Genomic DNA, 26,011 nt, shown 5'->3' with positions numbered 1-26,011 from the left:
TTAAGCCGGTGAGCACGGGAAGGGAGGGAATATATGGGCGCACAGTTTGATATCAGTTTTGTATTTTCGTTTTTGCCTAAGCTGCTAGGGACTTTAAGCACCACGCTTCAGATTGTCGCCTGTTCTCTACTGACAGGAATTATTGTCGGCTTTCTCGTAGCTCTGCCAAGACTTTATAAAGTGCCTGTGTTAAAGACCCTCTCCGAAATCTATATTTCTTTTTTTCGGGGAACTCCGATTCTTATCCAGCTCTTCTTGTTTTATTATGGTCTGCCTGAAATCATGAAGCTGGTCCATGTGGATATGACCCGAACTCCAGTACTTGTCTTTGTGATTCTAACCTACGGTCTGCATACGGGAGCCTACATGTCCGAAATGATTAGGGCTTCTGTGATGGCGGTGGATAAGGGGCAAGTGGAGGCTGCATATGCTGCGGGGATGACGGGATTTCAAGCTTTTACACGAATCGTGCTGCCCCAAGCGCTAGGTATAGCAGTTCCTGTATTCTCCAATCTAGTAATTGCACTACTGAAAGATACGTCATTAGCTTTTACTCTCGGCGTGATGGAAATGACAGGTAAAGCTCAGACGCTTGGCAGCTTAACACAGCATTTTATTGAAACCTATATCGCGCTTGCGCTTATCTATCTGGTCATCAGCTTTACGATTGAGAAGCTGCTGCTTGTAGCAGAACACCATCTGCTACGGCATGAAAAGCGAAATACGCCTGACAAAAAATTGTTTAAAATTAACAAAAGCTGGTCCTACCGACGCATTATTGCAGAATTGGGACCGGGCAAAGGAGGCACCGGATTATGAAATTGGACCCATCGTTTATATGGACTGCGCTGGTACAAATTCTGAGTGCAATTCCTACGACCTTATATATTACGGTTGTCTCTGTATGGATTGGTTTTGTGATTGGAGTGGCTGTAGCCTTGATCCGGCTTTACAGAGTTCCACTGCTGCATCCGCTGGCCGTCGGTTATGTTACATTCATCCGCGGGACACCGATGCTGACGCATCTGCTGCTTATATATTTTGGGCTTCCTGTGCTGATTGATGGTCTGGCGGCTCATTTCGGCTGGAGCTTTAGGTCGGTTTCGATTCCGATGATCGGTTTTGCTTATATTTCGTTCTCGATTACTGCTGGAGCTTATATGTCCGAGGTCGTCCGTTCCGGTCTGCTCGCTGTGGATCGTGGTCAGCTAGAAGCGGCCCACTCTATCGGTATGACAACGCCCCAAGCACTAAAGCGGATTGTTTTTCCTCAAGCGCTGGCGGCAAGTCTGCCTAATCTTTCGAATTCAGTTATCGGTATGCTGCACGGATCTACCCTTGCTTTTACGGTTTCGGTGGTGGATATCAATGCTAAGGCACAGATAGTGGCTTCAACGAACTGGAAGTTTTTTGAGGCATATCTGGCGGCAGCGCTGATCTTCTGGGCACTAACGTTTCTGATCGAACGCGTGACGTCGGTCATTGAGAAAAGGATTAATCTTTACAATCGAGGTGGAGTAGCATGATTAAACTTGCGCAAATTTCGAAGTCGTTCGGTCGGAATCAGGTGTTAAACAATATAGATTTAACAGTGACGAAGGGGGAGGTTGTCGTCATTCTCGGTCCCAGTGGCTCAGGCAAAACGACTCTCTTACGCTGCGTGAATTATCTGGAGAGACCAAGCAGCGGAGAGATCGCCATTGGCGATTTCAAAGTGAACTGCAAACACGCCCGAAAAAAGGAGATTCATCAGCTTAGGCAAAAAACGGCAATGGTATTTCAGCAGTACAATTTGTTCCGTCATAAAACTGCGCTGGAGAACGTGATGGAAGGGCTGTTAATTGTCAAAAAGCTTCCGAAGGACGAAGCGAGAAAGCGGAGTATAGCACTGCTTGAAAAGGTAGGTCTTGCCAGCAAGCTGGACGCTTACCCGAGTCAGCTGTCCGGGGGTCAGCAGCAGCGTGTAGGGATTGCCCGAGCCTTGGCGCTTGAGCCAGAGGTTATCTTGTTCGACGAACCCACATCAGCGCTGGACCCTGAGCTAGTGGGTGAGGTGCTGGCTGTTATCCGGAAAATTGCCAAGGAAGGCATCACGATGATTGTAGTCACCCATGAAATGGGGTTTGCTCGTGATGTGGCGAATCATGTAGTTTTTATGGACGGAGGCGTCATTGTTGAAGAAGGAACGCCGACAGAGCTGTTTAATCATCCGCGCGAAGAAAGAACGAAGCAGTTCCTGAAGCGAATCACACCTGAATTTAACTATTCCATATAGGAGGAAAAACAATGGCTATTACAATCAGCGTACTCGATCAAAGTCCGATCTATCCGGGAGAAACGCCAGAGGAAGCATTCCAGCATACGATCAAGCTGGCTCAACTGTCCGAGGCGCTTGGATTCCGTCGATTCTGGGTTTCGGAGCATCATGACTCCGAGCAGGTGGCCGGTTCTTCTCCAGAAGTACTCATCGCACATCTGTTGGCCAAAACAGAGCGCATCCACATTGGCTCCGGTGGCATCATGCTCCAGCATTACAGCCCGTACAAGGTGGCGGAGAACTTTAATGTGTTGGCTACACTTGCTCCTGGCCGAGTGGATCTCGGAGTGGGACGCGCTCCCGGCGGTCTCCCGCGCAGCACACAAGCGCTTCAGCAGGAAAGAACCGAATCCCCTAGCCTAACGGACAAAATCATCGAGCTGGAGAAATATGTGCATAACCGGCTCGAAGAAAACCACCCGCTGGCTGGGTTGAAGGCAGGTCCCCTTCCTGGTATTCCGCCTGAGCTGTATGTGCTTGGCGCGAGTGTAGGCAGTGCAGAGATTGCTGCTGAACTTGGATTACCTTATGTGTTCTCCCTATTTATTAATAGCGATAAGACAGTAGCGCTAGATGCTATTCGTGCTTACCGCAGCGGTTTTGTTTCTTCACAGGGCAGACAACCGCAAGCAATTATCGCTTTAGCACTAGTGGTGGCTGAGACCGAAGAGGAAGCGAAAGAACTGGCGGGCGCACATAAGTTGATTCGGATTCAGCTGGCAAGCGGGAAGAAGCTAACCGTTGGAACCCGGGAACAGGCGGAGGAGTTTGCCCGCCAGAGCAATGAAGCCTACACGATTGAAGAGCTGGAACCAGAGATTACCAAAGGAACAAAGAACTCTGTACGTGAACAGCTGTTGGCACTTTCAGAGGCATCCGGTATTGAGGAGTTCATCATAACTACGAATGTGCAGCCTTTTGACAAAAGGTATCGCTCCTTTGAGCTACTGAGCGAAGCAATCGCTGAAGTGCCGGCAGAGGCATGAGCCGGCGGATCAGGATCACACAGGAAATCGTTTAATGGAGGGTGACTGTATATGACTAGCAAAGCTAAAGAGCGGAGTGCGGAAGCGCTTGGAGAAGGATTAATCGGGATACGCCGTCATCTGCACCGGCACCCGGAACTGTCCAACGAAGAATATGAGACAACAAAATATATTATTTCCCTGCTGGAGCGGACAGGAGTCAGGATCATAGATTACGGTCTGTCTACCGGAGTGATCGCAGAAATTGGGGGCAAGCAGCCCGGTCCGGTCATCGCGCTGCGCGCAGATATCGATGCCTTGCCAATCCAGGAGGAAACCGGAGCAGCTTATGCTTCGTTGTATCCCGGCAAAATGCATGCCTGCGGACATGATTTTCATACAGCTGCCTTGATCGGTGCCGCCTATCAATTGAAGCATTGCGAGGATCAGTTACCAGGAACGGTACGCCTGTTGTTTCAACCGGCCGAAGAGAAGGCGCAAGGGGCACAGCGGCTCATTGCTAGCGGGGCGCTAGAAGAAGTCCGGGCAGTAATCGGGCTGCATAACAAACCGGAACTGCCAGTCGGAACGATCGGTATTACGGCGGGCCCTCTAATGGCAGCGGCTGACGGGTTTGTGATTGAAGTGCAGGGTGGCAGTTCTCATGCTGCCGTTCCAGAAGCGGGGATAGACCCGATTGTAGCTGCTTCGCATATCGTGACCGCATTTCAATCCATTGTTAGTCGTAATGTCAGTCCCCTACAAAGTGCGGTGGTCAGTGTGACGCAGATTCACAGCGGAAATTCATGGAATATCATCCCCGAAAAAGCCGTGCTTGAGGGTACAATCCGTACCTTTGATGAAACGGTGCGCAGCAAAGTACTTGACCGCTTTCGGGAAGTGGCGACTGGTGTGGCAGCTGCTCTTGGAGCAAAAGCCACTGTCCGCTGGATCGAAGGGCCGCCTCCGGTTATCAACGACGCCGCCTTAGCAGCGTTAGGAATAGAGTCGGCTGAAGCTCTTGGCTACCGGACGGTCAAACCAGAGCTTTCATTGGCCGGAGAGGATTTTGCCTTCTATCAGCGCGTTGTACCGGGATTGTTCGTCTTTATAGGTACTGAAGGAAGCCAAGAATGGCATCATCCAGCCTTCAATCTGGATGAACAGGCACTTCCTGTGGCAGCACATTTCCTTGCGGATGCAGCTGTACGTTCCCTTGAGTACTACAATTCCGGTGGAGGTGCAGAATTATAGCTGAACATAAAAGTTACGATGTAATTATCGTAGGCGCAGGCTCGATGGGCCTGAGTGCTGGTTACAATCTTGCGAGGCGTGGAGTGAAGACGCTGCTAGTTGATGCCTTCGATCCTCCACATACACAGGGCAGCCATCACGGGGAATCCCGGCTGATCCGGCATGCCTACAGTGGTGATCCCGCCTACATTGATTTAGCTTTGCGGGCAGATACACTATGGAAAGAAGCGGAACAGTTGAGCGGAACAGAACTGCTTGTCCGCTCAGGCGTGTTGAATCTCGTAGATAGCACAGTGTATTCCTTCAACGGTCGTCTCGAAGAAGCGAAGAAACGGAAGGTGCACGTACAGCATTTGGATGCCGAAGAGATCCGGCGGCGCTGGCCAGCACTGAACATACCGGAATCATTCGCGGCAATGTATGAACCAGATGCCGGGTATTTGTACAGCGAACGCTGTATTTCCGCCTACCGTCAGCTTGCCCTTGGACATGGTGCGGAACTGTTGACGAACTCTCCAGTAGTGAATGTCACCGCTCGCGAAGGCAGCGTTTCGGTTCATACGACAAATGGCGATTATCACGGAGCGGCAGCTATTCTTAGTGCAGGAGCTTGGTTTGGCAAATTTGCACCTTTTGTACATTTGCCGATTAAAGCAATCCGCAAAGTTGTGGGCTGGTTTGAGAGCTCCCCTGCTTTTACTGCTGGTAATTTCCCTGGCTTTACGTTAGGAGCAGAGGAGGGTGGCTATTACGGATTTCCCAGCATTGATGGAGCTGGGCTAAAGATAGGCCGCCACGATACAGGGCTGGAATGGAAGCCGGGTTCACCGCTTGCCCCGTTCGGCAGTGAAGCCAGCGATGAGGGTGACCTCCGCAAGGTACTGGAGTCTTACATGCCCGGTGCAGCTGGTCGATTGCTAAAAGGTTCTGCATGTAAATATGAGCATACGCCTGATGAAGATTTCATTATAGACTGCCATCCGCTTCATTCCAATGTGCTGATAGCTGGAGGGTTTTCGGGGCATGGTTTTAAGTTTTCTAGTGTTGTGGGTGAAATACTGGCTGACTTAGCGATCGGCGGAGCTACAACGCATAACATCCTGCCTTTTTCGTTATCTCGTTTCGCACCACCGGATCATTCGCGAACAAGTCTTATATTGGAGGGGATTTAATGAGCAGAGTTCAAATCAGTGATTATCTAAAGACGTATCATCAATTGGTAAAGTCGACCGCAGGGTTAACAGAGGAACAGCTGAAATGGAAGGCAGAACCCGCCAGTTGGAGTGTGACTGAGGTATTGACTCATCTGGCTGACCACAGCATCGTAGTTTCGTTCCGCATTCGTGATATTTTAGCGGCTACGACTGCACAGCTTCCGGTCTTCAATCAGGATGCTTGGGTCAGCGGTCAGTACGCCAACAGCGGCAATGCTTCCGACAATTTGGAGCTGTTCCGCAGCCTGCTTTACTATAACAGCCTTTTGTTTGAACGGCTTAGCGAAGAAGATTGGGAGAAAAGCGGAATTAATTTCAAGGGGGAGACTGTGAAAATTTCCGATATCGTGCGCGGCTTCACTGCACATGTGGAGAGACATCTTGGCCAGATCGAACGAATCAAACAGGGCGCAGCTAATGCATCGTTTGTGCAATGATTGCTTCCGAAGTCAGTTTTTCATGAATTGAAATCTAAGAAGCGTATGCTCACAAAACTTTTAGGAGGAATGAACATGACCAAACCAAGACAACTGAAGCTGGGTGCACTGCTGCATGGGGTAGGAGGCAGCACGTCGATGTGGCGCCATCCAGATGCCAAACCAGATGCCAGTGTAAACTTTGAATTATACAAAGAGTGGGTACAGAAGGCAGAAGAAGGCAAGTTGGATCTGATCTTCATCGCAGACGGTCTGTACATTAATGAAAAGTCCATTCCTCATTTCCTTAACCGGTTTGAGCCGCTGACCATTCTTAGCGCACTCGCAGCCGTCAGCACTAACATCGGTTTAGTTGGTACCCTGTCTACTTCGTACAGTGAACCATTTACCGTAGCGCGTCAATTCGGCTCACTGGATGTAATCAGCGGCGGCCGGGCCGGCTGGAATGTGGTGACTTCACCTCTGGAAGGATCTGCGTCAAATTACAGCAAAAAAGAACATCCTGACCATGGCAAGCGCTACCGCATTGCTACCGAATATTTGCAGGTGGCGCGCGGATTATGGGATTCTTGGGAGGATGATGCGTTTGTACGCAACAAGGAGTCAGGTGTATTCTTTGATCCGCAAAAAATGCATACCCTGGACCATCAAGGAGAGTTCTTCTCTGTGAAGGGACCGCTGAATATTGCTCGTTCGAAACAGGGGCAGCCAGTCGTATTTCAGGCAGGATCCTCGGAAGTCGGTAAAAATTACGCCTCCAAGGAAGCAGATGCTATCTTCACTGGACACGAAACGCTAGAAGATGCCCAAGCATTCTACAACGATGTTAAGACACGGGTAGCTTCGTTTGACCGGAATCCGGAGGAGGTGCTGATTTTCCCTGGAATCGCTCCAATCATCGGTGACACACCGGAGGAGGCAGAGCGCAAATACCAGGAGATTGCTGGCCTTGTAACGATTGAGAATGCACTGAACTACTTAGGCAGATTCTTCGAGCATCATGATTTCTCGCAATATCCGCTGGATGAGCCCTTTCCTGAGCTTGGCGAGCTCGGACGCAATAGCTTTCAGAGCGGAACGGATAAAATCAAAAAGGATGCGAAGGAGAGAGGCTTGACACTTCGGCAGGTCGCCTTGCAATCAGCTACTCCACGCAGCAGCTTCATTGGAACACCGGAACAAGTAGCTGATCAGATTCAAACTTGGTTTGAGAGTGGTGGGGCAGATGGATTTATGATCGCGGCTGCCGTCCCTAATGGACTGGAGGAATTCATCAATCGGGTAGTACCGATTCTGCAGGAGCGGGGTTTGTTCCGCACTGAATACGAAAGTGGCACGCTGCGTGGAAACCTCGGCATACCTTTGCCGGAGAACCGCTATTCCAAAACTTCTCAGCCAGCAGGGCAAATTTGACGGTGGATCCATTATTCGTAATCCACCAAAACTTAAATATTACGGAGATGATGCATTACGCCGGTCAGCTGCAGGCTGAAATGATTGAATACCGTCGTGATTTGCATGCCCATCCGGAGCTACTGTATGATGTCGTCCGCACTTCTAATAAAGTAGCAGAATTGTTGGAGGAGTGGGGGATCACAGTACGGAGAAATGTCGGCAAACATTTCGGAATGGGGGTGGTCGGCCTCCTGCAAGGCCTAGCAGGCAATGGAAATAGTGGCCCCACGCTTCTTCTAAGGGCAGATATGGATGCTCTGCCGATACAAGAGTGCAATGAGTTGCCTTACAAGTCAGTCAATGACGGCATCATGCACGCCTGTGGCCATGATGCCCATACCGCTATGCTGTTGGGGGCTGCCCGAACCTTGGCAGCCTTCCGGGAACGATTGATTGGCACCATTATTTTCGTCTTTCAACCAGCTGAGGAAGGCGCGGTCAAGAGTCCGCTTGATGGAAGATTACTCTCGGGCGGCCGCGATCTCATTGAGGATAACGTGCTGGAAGGTGTCGATTATGCCTACGCGCTGCATGTCATGCCAGAGCTTCCAGTCGGAACGCTTGGTATTCACCCTCATGATGCCATGGCAGCGTCCAGCCATTTTAAGGTGGAATTTCAGGGGACATCCGGTCATCATAGTGCTCCGCACAGAGCTGTAGATGCGATCCAGATGGCGGCACAATTTATAGGAGAAATTAACGGTTTAATGGCTAATCGAATCGATCCGCAGGAGGCGGCGGTGTTGGCCTTCGGAACGTTGCAGGCTGGTACTGCTGTTAATGTGATCGCTGAACACAGTGAACTGACAGGAACGTTCAGAGCATTTACCAAGACGACGGTAGCTGAAATTACAAATGGTTTACAGCGCCATGCTTCAGCTATAGCTGAGTCTTACGGAGGGAAATACAAGCTGGAGCTGCGTGAAGGAATTGCAGTAGTGAACAATGCGGAAGCGGTGCAGCAGGTGCTTCATGCAGCCCGTGTAGTTCTAGGAGAGGATCAGGTAATACTTCTGGAGCAGCCAAGTCTGGCTGGTGAGGATTTTGGTTGGTATCTTGAAAAAGTCCCTGGTGCCTTCGCCTTTATCGGTTGCGGCAATAAGGAGAAGGGGATTTACCATGCTATCCATCAGCCACAGTTTAATATCGATGAAGCGATGCTAGTTCCTGGTGCGAGTATACTGGTTAGACTCGCTATACAGCATAATAGCTCGTCCAGCGTTAAGCAAAAGTAAAAGGTACCCAATTTGGGTACCTTTTACTTTTGCTTAAGCTTGTCAGCTCACCAGAAATACGTTTCGAATGTGTAACCGTTTTTCCCAAAGAATGTTATCTCTCCGCTTGTCACTTCCTCAGGAATATCAAAAAACATGCCTTGTTTCCCTGCGATATCATAGGTGTGAGTTACTCTCTTATCATGAACTTTATAACTTACCTCAAAATGACTGAATTGCTTCTTAAGACCTTGATCGAACATACCGACACTAACGAGCTGTCCGCTCCGCTTCACTTGGACGTCGTCTCCATCATCCCCCATGCCTAAATCCATACTCCAGTCCAAACTCCCGTTTTTTAAACGATCGACGTATTTCAACGTAAGCGATTCTACGCCATCTTCCTCTTCGATATGTAAGAGTACAGCCGTATATTTATCAATAATCCGAGAGTCCAGAACTGGAAGTCCGCTCAAAATAGCAAATTGAGTTAACTCCTGCTCTGTTATTGCCTCTCCTGAGGGGTCATCCATCTCTATAGGTTTCATGCCTAGCCAATCTTGCCACGCCTCAGGAGATTCGAGTTCAGCACGAAAGTCATCATCCGTGGTAATGTTCGCTGTTCTAGTTGCTACATCCCAATCAACGGAGATCCCGATTCGTTCGGCAATGGCGCGCAATGGGACCATAATATCACTGCCGGAGAGATAAGGTGTAGGACTCTTCCAATCGATCCAGACGTCAGAATCCACTATATCTTCGTTGTAATCGCTAAACATATAATCACTTTTATCCGGATAAATAGAAAGTGCTCCGTTAAAATGAGAAATAAAAACATGCGGATAAGGGTTATCTATAAACTTCGAAATATCGGCTTGTATGTCAGGATGCTCAAAAAGTTGGGTTGGAACGAACGTTGTTCCCTCTTTTAGCGTAGGCAACTCATCTTGAAAGAAAAAGTTTATGCCATTAATTGTGACAGAGGTTTGGATAGCAGATCGTTGCACAGCATCGGATAACTTCGGTACAACAGATGCCGATGCGAAGATCGGAGTCGAATTGGAAGCCAATAAGAAAAGAATAAGTAATACGTTCATGAAGCGGCGGCTGTGCATGACTACAAGTCTCCTTTTTTTGTTTATCACTTTAATAATCAAATCAATATCCTAAATATACCATGTGGAGATTATTATAAGGGATTCTTAGCAGAAAGGCTTGATTCGAGTAGTTTTTTTTCTTAACAGGATCATTAGTTTGACATTATGAGAGCACTTAACTATAATTATTATAGTGACTAACTTAAATATATTTAATAGGCAAATCATAAATGAATTCTAACTTCTTAAAGAAAAGAGGATAATTATGGAACAATATCGGATCAATGCAGACAACGGCTTAGAGTTTGGACTTTATACATTAGGTGATCATCTAGCGAACCCTGAAACTGGGAGCAGAATATCTGCCAAACAACGCATACGTGAAATTATTGACTTGGCTCAATTAGCGGAGCAAGCAGGAATTGATTTTTTTAGTGTAGGAGAGAGTCATCAAGAGTATTTTGCTACTCAGGCCCATACCGTTGTGCTGTCAGCTATTGCACAGGCTACTAAGAAAATGAAAATAGGTAGCTCATCTACGATTATAAGCACCTCTGATCCGGTTAGAGTGTACGAAGATTTCGCTACAATTGATTTGATCTCAAATGGTCGAGCTGAAATTATAGCTGGCCGTGCCTCTAGAGTAGGGCTATATGAATTATTGGGCTATGATCTTAATGATTATGAGGAATTATTTGAAGAAAAATTCGACTTGTTATTAAAGATAAATGAAAACGAAGTTATGAATTGGAAGGGAGAATTTCGTAAACCTCTCAAAAATGCAAGAATCCTCCCCCGTCCTGAGGGAAACTTACCGATATGGAGAGCCGTAGGGGGAACTTCTGCCAGTGCGATCAAAGCAGGTATTGCAGGTGTTCCTATGTTTTTGGCCCATTTAGGGGGTCCCGCAGTCTTGTTTAAAAGATCCATTGATGCTTATCGTGAAGCTGCAAGCCAGAACGGATTCGATTCGTCGAAGCTGCCTGTAGCGACTGCTGGATTCTTTTACGCGGATGAAACGACACAGAAGGCCCAAAGAGCCTATTATCCATATATAAATGAAGGAATGAAATTAACAAATGGACGTGGTTTTCCTAAACAGGCGTTTGCTCAAGGAGCCGATCCGCGCGATGTTATGAATATTGGCAGCCCACAGGAAATCATTGAAAAAATTCTATATCAACATGAACTCTTCGGCCATCAACGATATATCGCACAAATGGATTTTGGTGGCGTACCTTTTGAAAGTTTAATGAAAAACATAGATTTAATTGGTTCTGAGATTCTACCGGCTATTAAAAAATATACGGCAAAAAAATAAACTCTAGGAGGTCAGAAATATGAAAATCGTAGCGTTATCGGGGTCAAAGATAGGCTCAAAAACCAGAATCGCCATGAATTACACAGTAAATTCGTTCTATAAAAAATACCAAGATGCAGAAGTTACACTTCTAGATCTGGCGGAGTATGATGTTCAGTTCAGTGATGGTCGCAATTTTCTGGAATACGAAGGGGATACCAAGTACGTCATTCAAACGATCATGGATGCAGATGTAATTGTAATCGGAACACCTATATTTCAAGCCTCCATCCCAGCAACACTAAAGAATATATTCGATTTAGCGCCTGAAAAAGCATTTCAGCACAAGGTTGTAAGTATGCTCGTCACGGCAGGATCTGCACGACACTATCTGGTAGCTGAGCAGCAATTGAAACCGATATTGGCCTATATGAAAGCGCAAATTGTTCAAACGTATGTATTTATAGAAGAGAAGGATTTTTATCGAAAAGAAATAGTAAATGATGATGTGCTATTCCGTATAGACCGCTTAGTGGAAGATACCTATGTGCTCTCTGAGACTTATGCCAAAATTCGAGAGGCTGAAGAAGCTAAATATGGTTTCTAAGGAAGATTAAAATAAAGCCGATGATCTAAACCAAAAGATCATCGGTTTTTTGTTTGCATAAGTAAGCTAACGGACGATGTATCATTTAACGTAATTCACTTGGAGTCCGTTGTTTAATCTGTTTAAATACTCTGTTAAAGGTGCGGATATTAGTGAAACCGCATTCCAGCGCGATATCCAAAATGGTTTTGTCTGTGGTCAGCAGCAGCTGTTCTGCCTGGTTGACTCGGATGTTGCTAAGGTACGCAATATAGCTCATACCGGAAAGACTCTTGAAGAAGCGGGAGAAATAAAAGAGGCTCATATTGGCTTGCCGTGCAGCGTCAGCAAGTGTGATGGGATGCATGTAGTTGACGTCGAGGTATTCAAGAACACCTTGCATAATCTTCATGTTAGTGATGCGCCTTTTATCTTTCTGTGGATTAATCTTATCCGAAGGAACATGCCGTAAAATGAGTCCGCTCCACTCGTGCAAAAGGCCAATGATTACCTGTTCATGATATTCCAGCTTCTGATTATATTCATTCATAAGTTCTTGCAGGATCAGAGAAAGACGGTTGTTGATACACACTTCTTCTTCTCGTGTAGCAATTCTTTTCTCTATAAATGGTGAAGTCAGTCTCACATTCAAAGGCCATCCTCCAGGAAAACCGATTAACGAAGGATTGAATATCACCATCATTATCTTGGAGCTGCTGTCTTTACTGTCATAGTAGTGGATGTCTCCGCTGCTGCATATAGCCATATCTCCCGCTTTCAAGATCCTCGTTTCGGAGTTAATTCCCATCCGAATTGAACCTTCAAATACATAAACTATCTCAAGATCGTTATGCCAGTGGGCTAGAAAATCAATATCATTAGACATTATTACAGTGAAGGGGAAAGTGGAATGGTAAGTTCTATTTTCGTGAAAGGCTTTCATGAGATCTCCTGTTCATGCGGTTTAAATTTTAGGTTCACCAGTAAAACTTAGCAAAAAATGACCATTCCTACAAGTGAAATGGCGAGCACACCTCTCTGATCTGGATTACAATTTCATCAGATGGACAAAAGGTTGATTACATATATAAAGGAAAAGGAGATTGCAGGATGACGAAGAAAGCATTGATTGTAAAAGGTGGATGGGATGGGCATGAACCAAATGAAGTAGCTGCAATTTTTGCTGGTATTCTAGAGGCTGAGGGCTTTGAAGTTGAAGTGTCTGACACGTTGGAGAGCTTCAACAGTGCAGAAAAGCTTGCGGATTTAAGTCTTATTGTACCGGTATGGACCATGGGAGAAATCAGTAATGATCAGGTATCCTCGGTTCTGAAGGCAGTAGCTTCTGGAGTAGGAATTGCCGGTTGTCATGGAGGAATGTGCGACTCTTTCCGTAACAATACAGAGTGGCAATTTTTGACCGGGTCACAATGGGTAGCACATCCATTTAACGACGGGGTAGAGTACGAAGTTAATATCGTACATTCTGGCTCCAGTCCCATTGTGGAGGGCATCCAAGACTTCAAGGTAAAATCGGAACAATATTATTTACATGTAGATCCTGCAGTGGATGTCTTGGCAACGACTACCTTCGTAATGACTGAGGGCGAACATTCAGCAAATGGTGTCATCACGATGCCCGTTGTATATACGAAGAAATGGGGAAAAGGGAAGGTTTTCTATAATTCACTTGGACATCATGCAGATGTTTTCGATATTCCGGAAGCCAAGGAACTGATGCGAAAAGGCTTTTTGTGGGCGGCTAACTAAAAGTGAGATAAGGTGGGAACGATCTTGCGCAAAGTGAAGGTAGGTATAGTCGGCTGTGGCAACATCAGCAGCATTTATTTTGAGAATTTGAACGGGACTTTCGTTAATACTGAGGTTTATGCTTGTTCCGACCTGGATAAAGGTCGTGCAGAGCAAGCGGCGGAGAAATATGGCGTTCCACATGTATGGACGACAGAACAATTACTTAATTCGGAAGATATTGAAATCGTCGTTAATCTAACAACGCCTAATTTTCATTTTGACGTATGCAAGCAAGCCTTGCTAGCTGGTAAGCATGTGTATGTGGAGAAGCCCTTATCCCTTTCCCTGGAAAATGGTACCGAGCTAGTTCGTCTGGCGAAGGAAAAGAACCTGTTCCTTGGCTGCGCACCAGATACTTTCCTTGGAGGTGGTCTGCAAACCTGCAGTAAGCTGATAGCGGATGGTTATATCGGGGAGCCGGTGGCAGCAACTGCCTTTATGCTTTGTCACGGACATGAAAGCTGGCATCCTGATCCGGAATTTTATTATAAATCCGGTGGAGGACCCATGTTTGACATGGGACCCTACTATCTAACCGCGTTAGTATCTTTGCTAGGCCCAGCTAAAACAGTTTGCGGCATCACTAAAACCTCGTTTGCTCATAGAACGATCACGAGCGACAAAAAGTTTGGCAAAGTCATTGATGTAGAGGTGCCCACACATGTTGCTGGAACGATTCAGTTTGAGAGTGGTGCTGTGGCAACCATGATTACCAGCTTTGATGTTTGGCACAGTACTTTGCCGAGGATCGAAATCTACGGATCGCAAGGAACCTTGATCGTACCGGACCCTAACAACTTTGGAGGGCCAATCCTTTTACGCCCGGCACACAGCTCGGAATTCCAAGAGATCCCACTTATCTACAATTATACAGATAATAGTAGAGGCATAGGAGTAGCAGATATGGCACACTGCATAGACACGGGGGAAAATCCTCGTGCAAACGGAGAACTCGCGAATCACGTACTTGAGATCATGCATGCATTCCATACAAGTTCTGACTCTAAGCAATATGCTCAGCTGGTAACCAGCTGCGAGCAGCCCAAGCCATTGCCGCTGGGCTTAGTCAAAGGGTATTTAGATTAGTAAATTCCCAGAGCAAATGCTAAGTGTACGCTGCAGATAATCAGCTTTCAAAAAGGGTAGAAGACAGATCTATAAGTCTTCTACCTTTTTGGTAATCAGTAACGGGTGGAACAATACAACGTTCGAGTACTGACGCAAAAAGTCATTATTAACAGTAAACTTGATTTCATGGGTTTATATGATAGGATTTTGGAGGAGGCAAGGGCTCTACTAAGATTTATGAATAGGAGGTTAGGTATGCAAGAAAATACATTGATAGCCTCGGATTTTAGGTTTTCAATTAACCTCCCTGAAGACGCTATCGCTTCCTGGCATCAAGAACTTGAGGTAATGTATATATTGCAGGGAACTGGGGTCCTACAGCTGGATGACAATCAGTTTACCTATGAAGTTCGGCAGGATGACATTATTGTGTTGAATAGCTACCAACTGCACGCTTTAAATATGCTAGGTTCGGGCAAGGCGCTGTCGCTGTTTATCTCGCCCGCATTTTTGGCAGCTTTTTGTCCTGAGATTGAAAGTATATTTATAGAGTGTAAGTCTTTTCTATACTCTAAGGACGAACAAGATCGCTTTAATGTAGTCCGAAGTGAGTTCGCCAGTGTATTCCAGGCCTATTACAAAAACGAATCTCGTTTACCTATACTAATGCGTAGTCGTGTAGGTGTATTGCTAAACAGTCTAGTACATACTTTTCTTGAGCAGAGCAAGCAAAAGGATCCCGCCAAATCCTCAAGTAAGGAAAGATTGCGCAAAGCAACCGACTTTCTCCACCGGCATTATCGAGAAAATATCACTCTGAGTGGTCTGGCTTCTACTATCTATTTAAGTAGCTCCTACCTGTCTCATTTATTTCAGAAACAACTTGGCCTTACCTTTACTGCCTACCTTACGAATGTCAGATTGAGTCAGGCGGTGGCACTTCTTCCTAGTGAAAGAACGATCACGGACATCGCCTCAGAAGTTGGGTTTCCAAGTACCAACGCTTTGATCGACGCCTTCAAACGGCGCTTTGGTGTTACACCAGGGCAATACCGTATAGTAAATGAACATGATGCGACAGATCCAAAGGATAACGATATGATTTCAGCGGAATTTTCGACTGATTTCACTTCACTAATGCAGCATTTGCATCACAACGACCACTCCATTGTCCAACCCCAGGTCAACGAGGGATATGATCTTCATGTGGACACTAACCGTAAGATTCGGACACTGAGTCATAACTGGCGGACGTTGATTAATGCAGGATACGCCAAGGATCTGTTGAATGGCGCGGTACAGGCACAAATACGAAAGCTGCAAAATGAGATTGGCTTTCGCTATATGCGTTGCAAAGGTCTGTTAGACGATGACATGATGCTGTTTGTCAGGAAAATGTCTGGTAGCGCAGATTATAACTTTGTTTATGTAGATGAAGTACTGGACTTCATGCTTTCAGTGGAGTTAAAGCCTTATGTGGAATTTAGTTATATGCCCTCTGCATTAGCGAGGGAAGCCGTGTTTCCATTTAAGAGACCAAGTATCCTATCTATGCCTGAGCATCTAGACGAATGGCTCGCCCTTGTGACTTCCCTTGTTAGGCATTTCATTGATCGGTATGGAATTGAGTCCGTGCGGGAATGGAGGCTTGCTCCCTTCGTGAGTCCAGAGTTTTCTGGATATGGTGTGTTTACCATGGAAGAATACTGGGTGCTTTACCGAGAAACCAGCCTCGCCATCCGCGCAATCGATCCGCAACTACATATTGTTGGTCCAGGAAGCAATATTGATGCAACTGATTTTATCAGTGAATTTCTAGTGTCTTGCAGTAAGGGGAATTGTATGCCCGACTCTCTGGCTCTACGTGCTTATCACAGCATATTACCGGGTCAGGAAGATACTGGTCTTCAGCTCATGGCAGAGGATGAAGCTTTTCCACTTGCGGTAAGTGGTGATGAACAGTTTTTGAAACACTCCTTACATAAGGTCAAAAAACTGTTGCGTCAACGTGGTTTCGCTTGTCTGCCCGTGATTCTTGATGAGTGGAGTAATAACATATGGCAGCGTGATTTGTGTAATGATACTTCCTATAAATCTGCTTTTCTTTTCAAAAATATCCTGGAGAATTACGACCACTTTGAGGCTATGGGATACTGGTCGCTCAGTGACCATATGGAGGAGATTATTCCTTCGTCGGATCTTTTTCATGGCGGGTTTGGTTTATTCACTCGCGGAGGTTTGCCCAAAAGCTGTTATCGGGCACTGCAATTGTTACGTTATGCAGGAAGCGGTCTGATAGCTGAAGGTGACGGGTATTTTATAACTTCCTCAAAAGGTGAAATACAGATATTTCTATATAATTATTGTCATTATGATACTCTATATCGCTACCGTCATACTACTCACTTGACTCAATCCGAACGTTACAATGTGTTCAATATACGTAATACCCGTCAGTATCACATTCGTTTAGACGGCTTAACGTCGGGTGTTTATACAGAGCGAAGGTATTCGGTAGGTCCGGCTGGGGGAAGCGCCTTTGATGAATGGTTGAATATGGGGGCACCTAAGGACATGTGTCCAGAAGAATGGTCTTATCTTGAAGGTCGGTCCATGCCGTTATTTCAAATGCGTTCGCTGCAAGTGACAGCAAATTTTGTAGTAAATGCTGTTGTACAACCACACGAGGTACAGGTGATTAGATTAACTCGTTAAATAAAAATAATATAACAAGGATGACATTAGTGTCGTCCTTGTTTGTATTGTAATTTTTCTCTCGATATCAGATTTGAAATCGCTTTCGCTAATAATGATAAAAGAAGGACTGGATATCCTGATTAAACCTATTCCTGAAACCGATAAGCCTGGCGTGAAAAATATCCAAAAAAGTGCAGCTCAAATGCGCAAGATGTTGGAGGCGGTTTCGTAGCAGGAGCCTCCGAGGTAGTAGAGGACATGTGCAAGCTTGTGTTGGAGAATGTGTAAATAACCCCTCTACTGAATTATCTGGTTTAATATGCTAATCTTTATATAGTAGAGCATTATACTGCTAGAGTTCAGTGATTACCATAATAGGAGTGATATTTTGCAGACAAAGATCAACCTTGAAGGCGAATGGAAGTTGCAATTGGACAAGACTAAACAGGGACTAACCTTGCCTTTTACAGATGTTATCACACTGCCGGGAACAACTTCATACGCACGTAAAGGACCAAAGAACGAGGAAGTTTTAGTAAGCGCTCTAACGGATGAATATCTGTTTGAAGGGCAAGTCTGGTTCGCAAGAGAAGTATTCATTCCGGATGAGCTGGCCGGTAAGGCCTGCTATCTATTTTTGGAACGGACGAGACTTACGACGCTTTGGCTCGACAATACGGAGATCGGTAGCCGTAACAGTCTGAACACCCCGCATATATATGAATTGCCGAAGCTACAAGCTGGAATTCATACAATCACCGTCCGTGTGGACAATACCGATTACCCAACCAAGGGCGGACATTTGACTTCACAGGATACCCAGACCAACTGGAATGGGATTACCGGTCGTATGGAGCTTCAGTTCTATGGGGAATCGCAGCTTACTAATATCCGACTGGAGTCGAATCTGGCTGCACGTACGGTTCGTATTACAGCAACCTTGGACAGCAACAGTGAAACTACGCTTGCGGTGTCTGCCCAAAGCTTCAACAGTGAAGAGACACACGCGGTGGACGAGCGTGAGTTTCCTGTTTCACCGGGGCTTTTTTCCGTCGATTATGTGCTAGGCCAAAACGCGTTGCTCTGGAGTGAAGGCGCTCCCAATCTTTATAATATAACCCTTGTTTTGAAAGACAGGGATGGACATATCACTGACCAACAGGAGCTCAGCTTTGGTTTGAAGGAATTTCGAGCGGAGGGTGACAAGTTTACAATCAACGGAGAGAAAACCTTTCTCCGCGGCAAACATGACGGCCTGATCTTCCCGCTCACCGGCTATGCCCCAACTGATGTCGAGGAATGGGTAAGAATCCTTGGCATTTCCAAGTCCTACGGTATCAATCATTATCGCTTCCACACCTGCTGTCCACCGGAGGCTGCATTTACCGCTGCAGATATGCTTGGGATCTATATGCAACCAGAACTTCCATTCTGGGGTACAATCACGGAAGAAACGGATGAGGGCCATAATCAGGCCGAACAGGATTATCTGATCAACGAGGGTTATGCCATTCTCCAGGCTTTCGGCAACCATCCTTCCTTTGTGATGATGTCCCTTGGTAATGAGCTATGGGGCAGTAAAGCTAAAATTGATTCTTTCCTGAAGGCATATAAAGCGTTCGATAATCGGATTCTCTATACACAGGGCTCCAATAACCACCAATGGGTACCGGAAATTCTGGAACATGACGATTTCTTCAGCGGTGTGCGCTTCTCCAGAGAACGACTCTTCAGAGGTTCTTATGCAATGTGTGATGCACCACTAGGACATGTACAGACTGCGTTGCCGAGTACAATGAAGGATTATGATGATCAAATTGTACCCTTGGATCTCTTGAATGGAGAGAAGATGGAAGATACAGCTGGCGGTGAGATCCAGATTCAGTATGGTACCGAAGCCAAGACCGTGAAGGCAGATGAGGCTTCCGGAGAATGGATACCGCACATTCCTGTTGTCTCGCATGAGATTGGACAATACGCAACCTATCCAAATTTTGAAGAGATCGAAAAATATAATGGACCACTCAAGGCCGAGAATTTCAAAATTTTCCGTGAACGCTTAGAAAGTAAGGGACTGGGTCATTTAGCCGCTAAATACTTCGAATGCTCAGGGCAGCTGGCCGTAGCTTGTTACAAAGAGGAACTCGAGGCGGCATTCCGCTCCCGGCGGCTTGCCGGCTTCCAGCTCCTAGATCTCCAGGATTTCAGCGGTCAGGGAACAGCATTAGTAGGTGTCCTCGACGCCTTTATGGATTCCAAAGGAATGATTAGCCCTGAGGAATGGCGGACCTTCTGTAATGATGCCGTTCTGCTGGCGAGATTTCCTAAGTATAACTATGTCTCCGGTGAACCGTTCGATGCTCATATAGAGCTAAGCTGCTTCCGCAGCGGTTTGCCAGATACACTTGAATTACGTTGGGAACTGACTGTGGATAACGGTATTTTGGCAGAAGGGACAACCGAGGTGAACGTTCCTGCAGGAACGAATTACATCGATATCTGTGATTTGGAGATAACGCTGCCTGTAGTTGACCGGATGAGTATAATCGTATTGTCTCTCTCGATACAGGGGACAGATATTCGTAAGAGCTATGAGCTATGGATCTACCCAGAAAAGAGCGGCAATATGCTGGAAGGCATCCATGTATTCGACAAGCTGTCTAGTGATGCGCTTGCACTGCTGGAGCAAGGTGAGAGCGTGCTGCTGATGCCGAAACCGGAAACTCTCCAAAATGCTGTCGAGGGTTATTACTGCACAGATTTCAGGTGTTACCCAATGTTCCGCTCTATCTCAGAGAGCATGAACCGGCCAGTTCCTGTGGGTACCATGGGGCTCTTAATTGATAACAGCCATCCTGTATTCCACGAGTTCCCTAGCGAGGAGTATTCAACATATCCATGGTGGAATATCGTTCAGCACTCAAAATCCATTATCATGGATGAAGCTGATCGCAGTTGGAATCCCGTGGTGCAGACCATCGACAATTTTGAAAGAAATCATAAGCTTAGTTTCCTCGTGGAATGCAGCGTAGGAGCAGGCAACTTACTAGTGTGCGCTTTAGATGCAGACAAGGTAAGCGATTCGCCTGAAGGAAGACAATTCTTATCAAGTCTTGCGGGTTACATCAAATCCGCAGCGTTCAAACCACAATACAAAGCAACTGTGAATAAGCTTCTTGAGTTGATCAAGTAGGGGATTTCTAAGGGCTCCTCATTGTATTTCACATGGGTGAACATAACAGAAGGACTATGCTTCTGTAAGTAAGATGGGCTGTTTAACAGCAGAGCAGCGATTCTCTATGTAACAAGAGAATCGCTGCTCTTTTTGCTAGATAGGGGGCAGACTTTAACTTCACAGTATAATCATCTTCTAAGATTTGGAGAGTTTCGGACCCAGAAGACGCTAATTTCCAAAATTCAGCCTTTTTCGCGTTCTACAAATAGTTTTTATCTAGAATGGTTGTTTGTACTTAGCTGCAACTGAGCAGATTAACAAACGATTTCACAGGGTTAGGGGCCTTCGAAAATGATAACCCGATGCTATCATTGATAATGAAGCTGGATGAATAGAGTTGTAAGCGCATTAACCGATGGCGCCAGAGCCGTTCTTAATCATGAACAGCGCCAAATTATGCAGGATTTGGGGGAACGGGAGAAGACATGAAACAAATTTTATTGAACGATCTAAATTGGGAAGTCAAAGGGTACTGGCCTTGGGTGCCGTTAAAGGGCACCAGCATGGAGCTGGGGCAGGAATTGATGGGAGTTACAGACTGGATGTCAGCCACCGTGCCGGGTGGAGTTCATTATGATCTATACAGACAGGCCTGGATTAGCAATCCTTATGAAGAGTTGAACAGTTTAAGCTGTGAATGGGTGGAGAACCGTTGGTGGGTTTACCGCACGACATTAAAACCTCCAGAGCTAGAGTCAACGCGAGTTGAGCTTGTCTTTCAAGGTCTAGACTATGAAGCAGCTGTTTACGCCGACAATTTCCTGTTGGGTGAGCATAAGGGAATGTTCGAGTCGGCTGTATTTGATGTTACAGATCTACTCTCGGAGCGGGAGAGTCTGGAAATCTCAGTGCTCCTGAAGCAAGCCCCGGATGAAATGGGGCAAATCGGCAAAACCTCGGCCACCTTCACACAGAAGAGCCGTTTTAATTATAAATGGGATTTCTCCACCAGGTTAGTCAACGTCGGAATCTGGGATGATGTAGTACTGAGGGTTCACCGGGATTGTTCTTGGCAAGACGTGTCGATCACTACAGATGCGGAGCTTGGTGAGAATGGCGGGCAGGTGTCAGGTCGAATTTCTATTCAGGCAAGCATCAAACAGATGGCTGATCCTGAACATGCAGGGAGGGTGACAGCGAGCATCACTTGTTCTGATCCGAAGGGGAATCCGCTGCTGGTTCAGTCGTACTCCTTTCTTGCAGGAGAAGTTCTAAACGCGGAGCTCGAAATACCTGAACCTCAGCTATGGTATCCAAACGGCTACGGAGAACAACCGCTCTACAGCCTTGAGTTGAAGCTAATGGACGAATACGATATGGAGCTCGATACACGAAGGTTTCAGACAGGCATCCGCAAACTTAATTATCTCCTTAATGAAGGAAGCCCCGACAACGCGCTACCTTATACGGTTGTGATCAACGGGCGTAAGATTTATATAAAAGGGGTAAATATGACGCCCTTGGATCATCTATACGGAAATGTGACAGTCGAACAGTATCAGCAGATGATCCATCTGATGAAAGCGGCACATATCAATCTCGTTCGGGTATGGGGCGGCGGAATCATTGAGAAGAAGGCCTTCTACGACTTATGTGATGTAAACGGCATTATGGTCTGGCAGGAGTTCATCCAATCGAGTTCAGGCATTGATAATATTCCATCCAAGCTGCCTGAGTTCCTGGAACTGCTGCGCAAGACGGCTTGCACCACACTCTGCGACAAACGCAATCATGTATCGCTGACGGTATGGAGCGGTGGAAATGAATTAATGAGTGAACCGAACAAGCCTTCAGACCTCAGCGATTCCAATCTGGCGATGCTAAAGGGGCTGGTAGAGCAGTATGATCCGCAGCGGCTCTTTCTGCCTACCTCGGCATCTGGTCCGGTGGAATATATTACGGAAGCCAGGGGACAGGGTCATGATGTTCATGGCTACTGGAAGTATATGGGCAACCCCTATCACTACGAATTATATGGCAGTAACGATAATCTGCTGCATAGCGAATTCGGAGTGGATGGACTTAGTTCTCTTAAAAGCCTAGAGAAATTTCTGAAGGCAACCAACCAACAGCCTGTCTCGATGGAGAACAATGCGGTATGGAGACATCACGGGGAGTGGTGGGATACGCTTAGCCGTGAAGAAGAAATGTTTGGTAGCATGAGCAATTTGAAGCAGTTCTCCATTTGCAGCCAATGGATGCAAGCAGAAGGTATCCGCTTCGTGTTGGAGGCCAACCGTCGCCGAAAATTCAGAAACAGCGGGAGCATTGTGTGGCAGTTCAACGAGCCTTGGCCGAATGTGTCTTGCACCAATCTTGTCGATTATTATGTGGAAACGAAGATGGCCTACCATTGGGTGAAACAGGCCTTCCGTCCGCTGCATGCATCGCTAGATTATCGCAGTCTACTGCTAATACCTGGCACCGGATTTCAGGGAAATGTATTTGTTCATGGTGGGGATGGAGGTAGGATTAATGTAGAAGCGGAAGTACTCGATGCAGCGGGCCGGGTCCTACATCGGCAATTCTTTGAAGCAGAAGGAGACAAAGAGCGTGCTGTCTGTGCTGGCGAGCTTAATTTCAGCGTGTCTGAGGATGAGGATCAATTATATTTTGTTAGATTGTCATTCCGGAATGTTGAAGAAGATCTGCAGCAAAATTTATATGTCTTCTCCACAGCCAAAAAACATCTTTATGCCCCAGCACTTGAGCTTACAGGTGGAAACCTTCACGTGCGGCAGGAAAGCTTATGGCTACCCACTGGTGTAGGAGAGTTAAGTCACCAAGCCCACTTCACCCTCCATAATACTGGTAGTGAAGTACTGCTTCATGTACATGCTGAGGAGAAGGGGAACCGCTACTGGATGGAAGCAGAAGAACAGTTCCTCACCCTTTTTCCGGGAGAAAACAGGACGGTAACGGTTACTTGCACACCGAAACTGTCGGGAGGATTTCTGGCTGGGGAGAATTACAATAGTACCGACGGCTTACCAGAAATTAAATTTTGCTCGTTTCTGACAGCACTGGGCGATACGTTACCAGATGGAGGAGAGGGAATACATGCGTAAATCATTGTGTTTTGTACCGGGGAAATACGCTCCGCTAAGTCGTTTTATTCTTAGTGGTGGACCTGAACCCATTGCTGTACCCGTTACCAGGGCTGTGGCTGATTATTTAAAATTGCACAACGCAGAACTGCGGCTGGCATGCTTACGCAGCGGTGAAGTGACTTACCAAAATGCAGCTTGGTCAACCCTGCGGGAGGATACAGTTGAGGCGGAGGTAGTAAAAACGGAAGGAAGCCAGAATTTAGAAGAAGGAGTATTCGTATTGGTCAGCCCGTTGCTGATTAATACGCTTCCAGTAGTATCACACTGGGATAACAGTGCTGCTGAGGGAAAAGGCGGCTTCCGTTATGGTGGAACCGACGGCATCGGAACCCTGCGGATGGACGAAGCTGGAGAGAAGGTTGTAGCTGAGCATGTACGGCTCTATAATAACGATTCAGATAGCCCTTATGTGTACAATACCGAAGATTATCAGCTGTTCGGCAGTAACGAAGGGGATAAAGCACTTAAAACCCCGCAATTTGAACACTATATTGGTGACCGCTACAGTCTCTATGCAGTAGATGATTTAGTTGCCATCTCCTTGAGCAACCGTATCCTGAAGACCTTTGGGTATCCGGTGGTCTTCCGTAATGAATCGACTGACGATGGGGATCTTTTAAGCAATGTGCCTGTGTTTCAGCTCATCAGCGGCAGTCTGTTAGTTACGGAGAACGGTAAGCATAGCCTTGCGTCCTATATTTTGCCGCCCAATTGGAGTGGGAAAAGTGTTAAGGGCTATCCGCTGTTATTCAACGGTTATTATGATGCTAATGAAAATAATTTCAGCACTGTAGGTCCCTCATTTCTGGAAATCATCGGCAAGACTCTGGCCAGCACAGGCAAAGGTGTTGTTGGTGTTCTCTGGAACGGCGGGGGGTACATCGGCAGCCGCTCCCTGCAAGGCTCCATTTACGCCGGCATCGCAGCTGCAATTGCCAGAGGCCAAGATAGCTATGGCGGTGATGCGGAGCAGGTTGTGGCCGTGGGTGGCTCACGCGGTGGGCTGACTGCGTTGCTGGCGGGAGGCAATCCTCTGAGACTGCCGTACCGGGTACGGTATACATTGTGTTATGCACCTCCGCTAATTCTGAACGGGCTTACCCGTGAGTTTGCGGAAGGGGCTTGCCCATTGATTTGGCATGTTGCGGAGGTAGACACCGGTTACCGGGAAATCTGGAAGAAGAATTGGCGGCATCCGCAGACCGGAAGTACGGGAATCGAGACGCTGCTACAGACGCTGACGGGAGCTACTGACTCCGCAAGGCTACAAGAAACGACCGGACTGGAATCCACTTTCTTCCTGGAGGGTCTTAAAGCGAGCGGCACAAAGCTGCTGATCAACCACGGCACGCATGATGCCTTTACCCTCAGCCGATTCAGCTTTGCCTTCGCGGCCTTAGTCCGGAGTCGTGGCATTCCACTTCGCCATGAGATCGGCTACCGCTTCGGGCATAACAACTGCACGGACCTTTACGAGCAGGCTGCTCTGTGTCTAAAAGCTATACTACAGGAACAGGAGCTTGAATTCACGGGGACGGTGCATTATCGCAGACGCAGTCCAGCTGCGGGCGAGTGGGAGCAGACGGAACGTTTTGTTCCGGTTCATCAGCCAGTTTTTCTGGAGGCACCGAAGTTCGTTGCGGTGGGTAGTCCAGTGGCTTGGACTCTTTATGGAGAGCCGGGAATGGAATACCGCCTAGAGCTGGGAATCCTAGATCAGCAGGCTTGGGAACAGAAGCAGCAAATAGTCCGGAATGAGCGCATTACACTCGCGTCCGGTGAATTGCCAGATAAACAGCATCCTCTTGAGCTCTGCTCGTGGCAGGATGGGGCAAGCCAACTCGCTGACGGGCAGCATGAGGGTTATTATCTATATGAGTTGTCTTATAGGCTCAAGGGTGAACAGGACTGGAACGTAGTATCTCCATCCCGTGTGCCACAGCCCGGCGTGGAGCCGCAGGCGATACTCCGCATATTGGAGGAGCAGCCCAATCCGGCGAGCGAAGCGTTCCGGGCGGAAGCGGCCGTCCTATGTATTAGCTCAGGGCTAAGTGAGGCCTAACCTAAACGTCATAACATGAACATAAGCGGTGTACGGCCATTTCGGTGCGTACATCGCTTTTTTTTTGAAATATAAGAAAGTATAAGTTTCATACCATACTCTACCTCTTATATTTCTCGCATAAACACTCCAGCAAAATAAGTAGCTTTACAAACGCTTTCGCAGGGTTACCGGATTTCGAGGATTCG

General features: G+C 46.9%; 19 protein-coding genes. 17 read left to right on the top strand and 2 right to left on the bottom strand.

The features are described from left to right. Positions 1-33 precede the first annotated feature (33 nt). The 9 genes from CA600_RS03990 (at position 34) to CA600_RS03950 (ending at position 8,877) form a co-directional block, all read left to right on the top strand. Positions 34-819: an amino acid ABC transporter permease gene (locus CA600_RS03990; protein ID WP_094869029.1), complete on the top strand. Its 786-nt coding sequence runs from the start codon at positions 34-36 to the stop codon at positions 817-819. Next, positions 816-1,526 (top strand): amino acid ABC transporter permease, encoded by a 711-nt coding sequence (locus CA600_RS03985; protein ID WP_094869028.1) that lies wholly within the window; start codon positions 816-818, stop codon positions 1,524-1,526. The genes CA600_RS03990 and CA600_RS03985 overlap by 4 nt, the downstream gene beginning before the upstream one ends. Then, positions 1,523-2,275, top strand: coding sequence for an amino acid ABC transporter ATP-binding protein (locus CA600_RS03980; RefSeq protein ID WP_076286779.1), 753 nt, complete (start codon positions 1,523-1,525; stop codon positions 2,273-2,275). Before CA600_RS03985 ends, CA600_RS03980 begins: the two co-directional genes overlap by 4 nt. Positions 2,276-2,286: 11 nt before the next feature. Then, positions 2,287-3,303 carry an LLM class flavin-dependent oxidoreductase gene (locus tag CA600_RS03975; RefSeq protein WP_094869027.1) on the top strand — a complete coding sequence of 339 codons (1,017 nt, stop codon included), beginning with the start codon at positions 2,287-2,289 and terminating at the stop codon, positions 3,301-3,303. A 51-nt stretch (positions 3,304-3,354) separates the two neighbouring features. Next, on the top strand, positions 3,355-4,536 hold the full coding sequence (locus CA600_RS03970; RefSeq protein WP_094869026.1) for an amidohydrolase: 1,182 nt from the start codon (positions 3,355-3,357) through the stop codon (positions 4,534-4,536). Next, positions 4,533-5,708: an N-methyl-L-tryptophan oxidase gene (solA, locus tag CA600_RS03965; protein ID WP_094869025.1), complete on the top strand. Its 1,176-nt coding sequence runs from the start codon at positions 4,533-4,535 to the stop codon at positions 5,706-5,708. The genes CA600_RS03970 and solA overlap by 4 nt, the downstream gene beginning before the upstream one ends. After that, positions 5,708-6,187: a DinB family protein gene (locus CA600_RS03960; RefSeq protein ID WP_094869024.1), complete on the top strand. Its 480-nt coding sequence runs from the start codon at positions 5,708-5,710 to the stop codon at positions 6,185-6,187. Before solA ends, CA600_RS03960 begins: the two co-directional genes overlap by 1 nt. A 75-nt stretch (positions 6,188-6,262) precedes the next feature. Next, complete coding sequence (locus CA600_RS03955) at positions 6,263-7,600, top strand: LLM class flavin-dependent oxidoreductase (protein ID WP_094869023.1); 1,338 nt, start codon at positions 6,263-6,265, stop codon at positions 7,598-7,600. A gap of 2 nt (positions 7,601-7,602) precedes the next feature. Beyond that, positions 7,603-8,877, top strand: coding sequence for a M20 metallopeptidase family protein (locus tag CA600_RS03950; RefSeq protein WP_256989719.1), 1,275 nt, complete (start codon positions 7,603-7,605; stop codon positions 8,875-8,877). A 47-nt stretch (positions 8,878-8,924) separates the two neighbouring features. Here the strand turns inward: CA600_RS03950 and CA600_RS03945 are convergent, their stop codons facing one another. After that, entirely contained in the window at positions 8,925-9,971 is a 1,047-nt protein-coding gene (locus CA600_RS03945) for a stalk domain-containing protein (protein ID WP_094869022.1), read from the bottom strand. Between the two features lie 247 nt (positions 9,972-10,218). Between CA600_RS03945 and CA600_RS03940 the strand changes: the two genes are divergently transcribed. Both CA600_RS03940 and CA600_RS03935 read left to right on the top strand, forming a co-directional pair. After that, the gene (locus CA600_RS03940) at positions 10,219-11,274 is read left to right on the top strand and encodes an LLM class flavin-dependent oxidoreductase (protein ID WP_094869021.1); all 1,056 of its coding nucleotides are present in this window, start codon (positions 10,219-10,221) and stop codon (positions 11,272-11,274) included. A gap of 19 nt (positions 11,275-11,293) precedes the next feature. Next, complete coding sequence (locus CA600_RS03935) at positions 11,294-11,860, top strand: NADPH-dependent FMN reductase (protein ID WP_094869020.1); 567 nt, start codon at positions 11,294-11,296, stop codon at positions 11,858-11,860. Between the two features lie 85 nt (positions 11,861-11,945). On the opposite strand, the gene CA600_RS03930 is transcribed toward CA600_RS03935, so the two are convergent. Continuing rightward, the gene (locus CA600_RS03930; protein WP_094869019.1) at positions 11,946-12,782 is read right to left on the bottom strand and encodes an AraC family transcriptional regulator; all 837 of its coding nucleotides are present in this window, start codon (positions 12,780-12,782) and stop codon (positions 11,946-11,948) included. 167 nt (positions 12,783-12,949) lie between these two features. On the opposite strand from CA600_RS03930, the gene CA600_RS03925 reads away from it, so the two are divergent. The 6 genes from CA600_RS03925 (at position 12,950) to CA600_RS03900 (ending at position 25,823) form a co-directional block, all read left to right on the top strand. After that, positions 12,950-13,609, top strand: coding sequence for a ThuA domain-containing protein (locus CA600_RS03925; RefSeq protein ID WP_094869018.1), 660 nt, complete (start codon positions 12,950-12,952; stop codon positions 13,607-13,609). 24 nt (positions 13,610-13,633) lie between these two features. Next, positions 13,634-14,737, top strand: coding sequence for a Gfo/Idh/MocA family protein (locus CA600_RS03920; protein ID WP_179281522.1), 1,104 nt, complete (start codon positions 13,634-13,636; stop codon positions 14,735-14,737). Between the two features lie 237 nt (positions 14,738-14,974). Beyond that, positions 14,975-17,434, top strand: a complete 2,460-nt coding sequence (locus tag CA600_RS03915; protein WP_179281521.1) for a GH39 family glycosyl hydrolase — start codon at positions 14,975-14,977, stop codon at positions 17,432-17,434. A gap of 370 nt (positions 17,435-17,804) precedes the next feature. Next, the gene (locus CA600_RS03910) at positions 17,805-20,609 is read left to right on the top strand and encodes a glycoside hydrolase family 2 TIM barrel-domain containing protein (RefSeq protein ID WP_094869016.1); all 2,805 of its coding nucleotides are present in this window, start codon (positions 17,805-17,807) and stop codon (positions 20,607-20,609) included. A 467-nt stretch (positions 20,610-21,076) separates the two neighbouring features. Beyond that, on the top strand, positions 21,077-23,719 hold the full coding sequence (locus tag CA600_RS03905) for a glycoside hydrolase family 2 protein (protein ID WP_094869015.1): 2,643 nt from the start codon (positions 21,077-21,079) through the stop codon (positions 23,717-23,719). Beyond that, positions 23,712-25,823: a hypothetical protein gene (locus CA600_RS03900; RefSeq protein WP_094869014.1), complete on the top strand. Its 2,112-nt coding sequence runs from the start codon at positions 23,712-23,714 to the stop codon at positions 25,821-25,823. The genes CA600_RS03905 and CA600_RS03900 overlap by 8 nt, the downstream gene beginning before the upstream one ends. The last annotated feature ends 188 nt before the right edge of the window (positions 25,824-26,011 follow it).

It is taken from the genome of Paenibacillus sp. VTT E-133280 (assembly GCF_002264385.1).
GTDB classification, from domain to species: domain Bacteria; phylum Bacillota; class Bacilli; order Paenibacillales; family Paenibacillaceae; genus Paenibacillus_AQ; species Paenibacillus_AQ nitricinens.
Note: the sequence above shows the minus strand (reverse complement) of the source record. Positions and strands in the feature narration are given on the sequence as shown.

Bases quoted from the DNA above. Each gene is read 5' to 3' on its own strand.
- CA600_RS03990 (WP_094869029.1), top strand. From the start codon at position 34: ATGGGCGCACAGTTTGATATCAGTTTTGTATTTTCGTTTTTGCCTAAG.
- CA600_RS03905 (WP_094869015.1), top strand. From the start codon at position 21,077: ATGAAACAAATTTTATTGAACGATCTAAATTGGGAAGTCAAAGGGTAC.
- CA600_RS03985 (WP_094869028.1), top strand. From the start codon at position 816: ATGAAATTGGACCCATCGTTTATATGGACTGCGCTGGTACAAATTCTG.
- CA600_RS03940 (WP_094869021.1), top strand. From the start codon at position 10,219: ATGGAACAATATCGGATCAATGCAGACAACGGCTTAGAGTTTGGACTT.
- CA600_RS03900 (WP_094869014.1), top strand. From the start codon at position 23,712: ATGCGTAAATCATTGTGTTTTGTACCGGGGAAATACGCTCCGCTAAGT.
- CA600_RS03980 (WP_076286779.1), top strand. From the start codon at position 1,523: ATGATTAAACTTGCGCAAATTTCGAAGTCGTTCGGTCGGAATCAGGTG.
- CA600_RS03955 (WP_094869023.1), top strand. From the start codon at position 6,263: ATGACCAAACCAAGACAACTGAAGCTGGGTGCACTGCTGCATGGGGTA.
- CA600_RS03970 (WP_094869026.1), top strand. From the start codon at position 3,355: ATGACTAGCAAAGCTAAAGAGCGGAGTGCGGAAGCGCTTGGAGAAGGA.
- CA600_RS03935 (WP_094869020.1), top strand. From the start codon at position 11,294: ATGAAAATCGTAGCGTTATCGGGGTCAAAGATAGGCTCAAAAACCAGA.
- CA600_RS03925 (WP_094869018.1), top strand. From the start codon at position 12,950: ATGACGAAGAAAGCATTGATTGTAAAAGGTGGATGGGATGGGCATGAA.
- CA600_RS03945 (WP_094869022.1), bottom strand. From the start codon at position 9,971: ATGCACAGCCGCCGCTTCATGAACGTATTACTTATTCTTTTCTTATTG.
- CA600_RS03930 (WP_094869019.1), bottom strand. From the start codon at position 12,782: ATGAAAGCCTTTCACGAAAATAGAACTTACCATTCCACTTTCCCCTTC.
- CA600_RS03975 (WP_094869027.1), top strand. From the start codon at position 2,287: ATGGCTATTACAATCAGCGTACTCGATCAAAGTCCGATCTATCCGGGA.
- CA600_RS03915 (WP_179281521.1), top strand. From the start codon at position 14,975: ATGCAAGAAAATACATTGATAGCCTCGGATTTTAGGTTTTCAATTAAC.
- CA600_RS03960 (WP_094869024.1), top strand. From the start codon at position 5,708: ATGAGCAGAGTTCAAATCAGTGATTATCTAAAGACGTATCATCAATTG.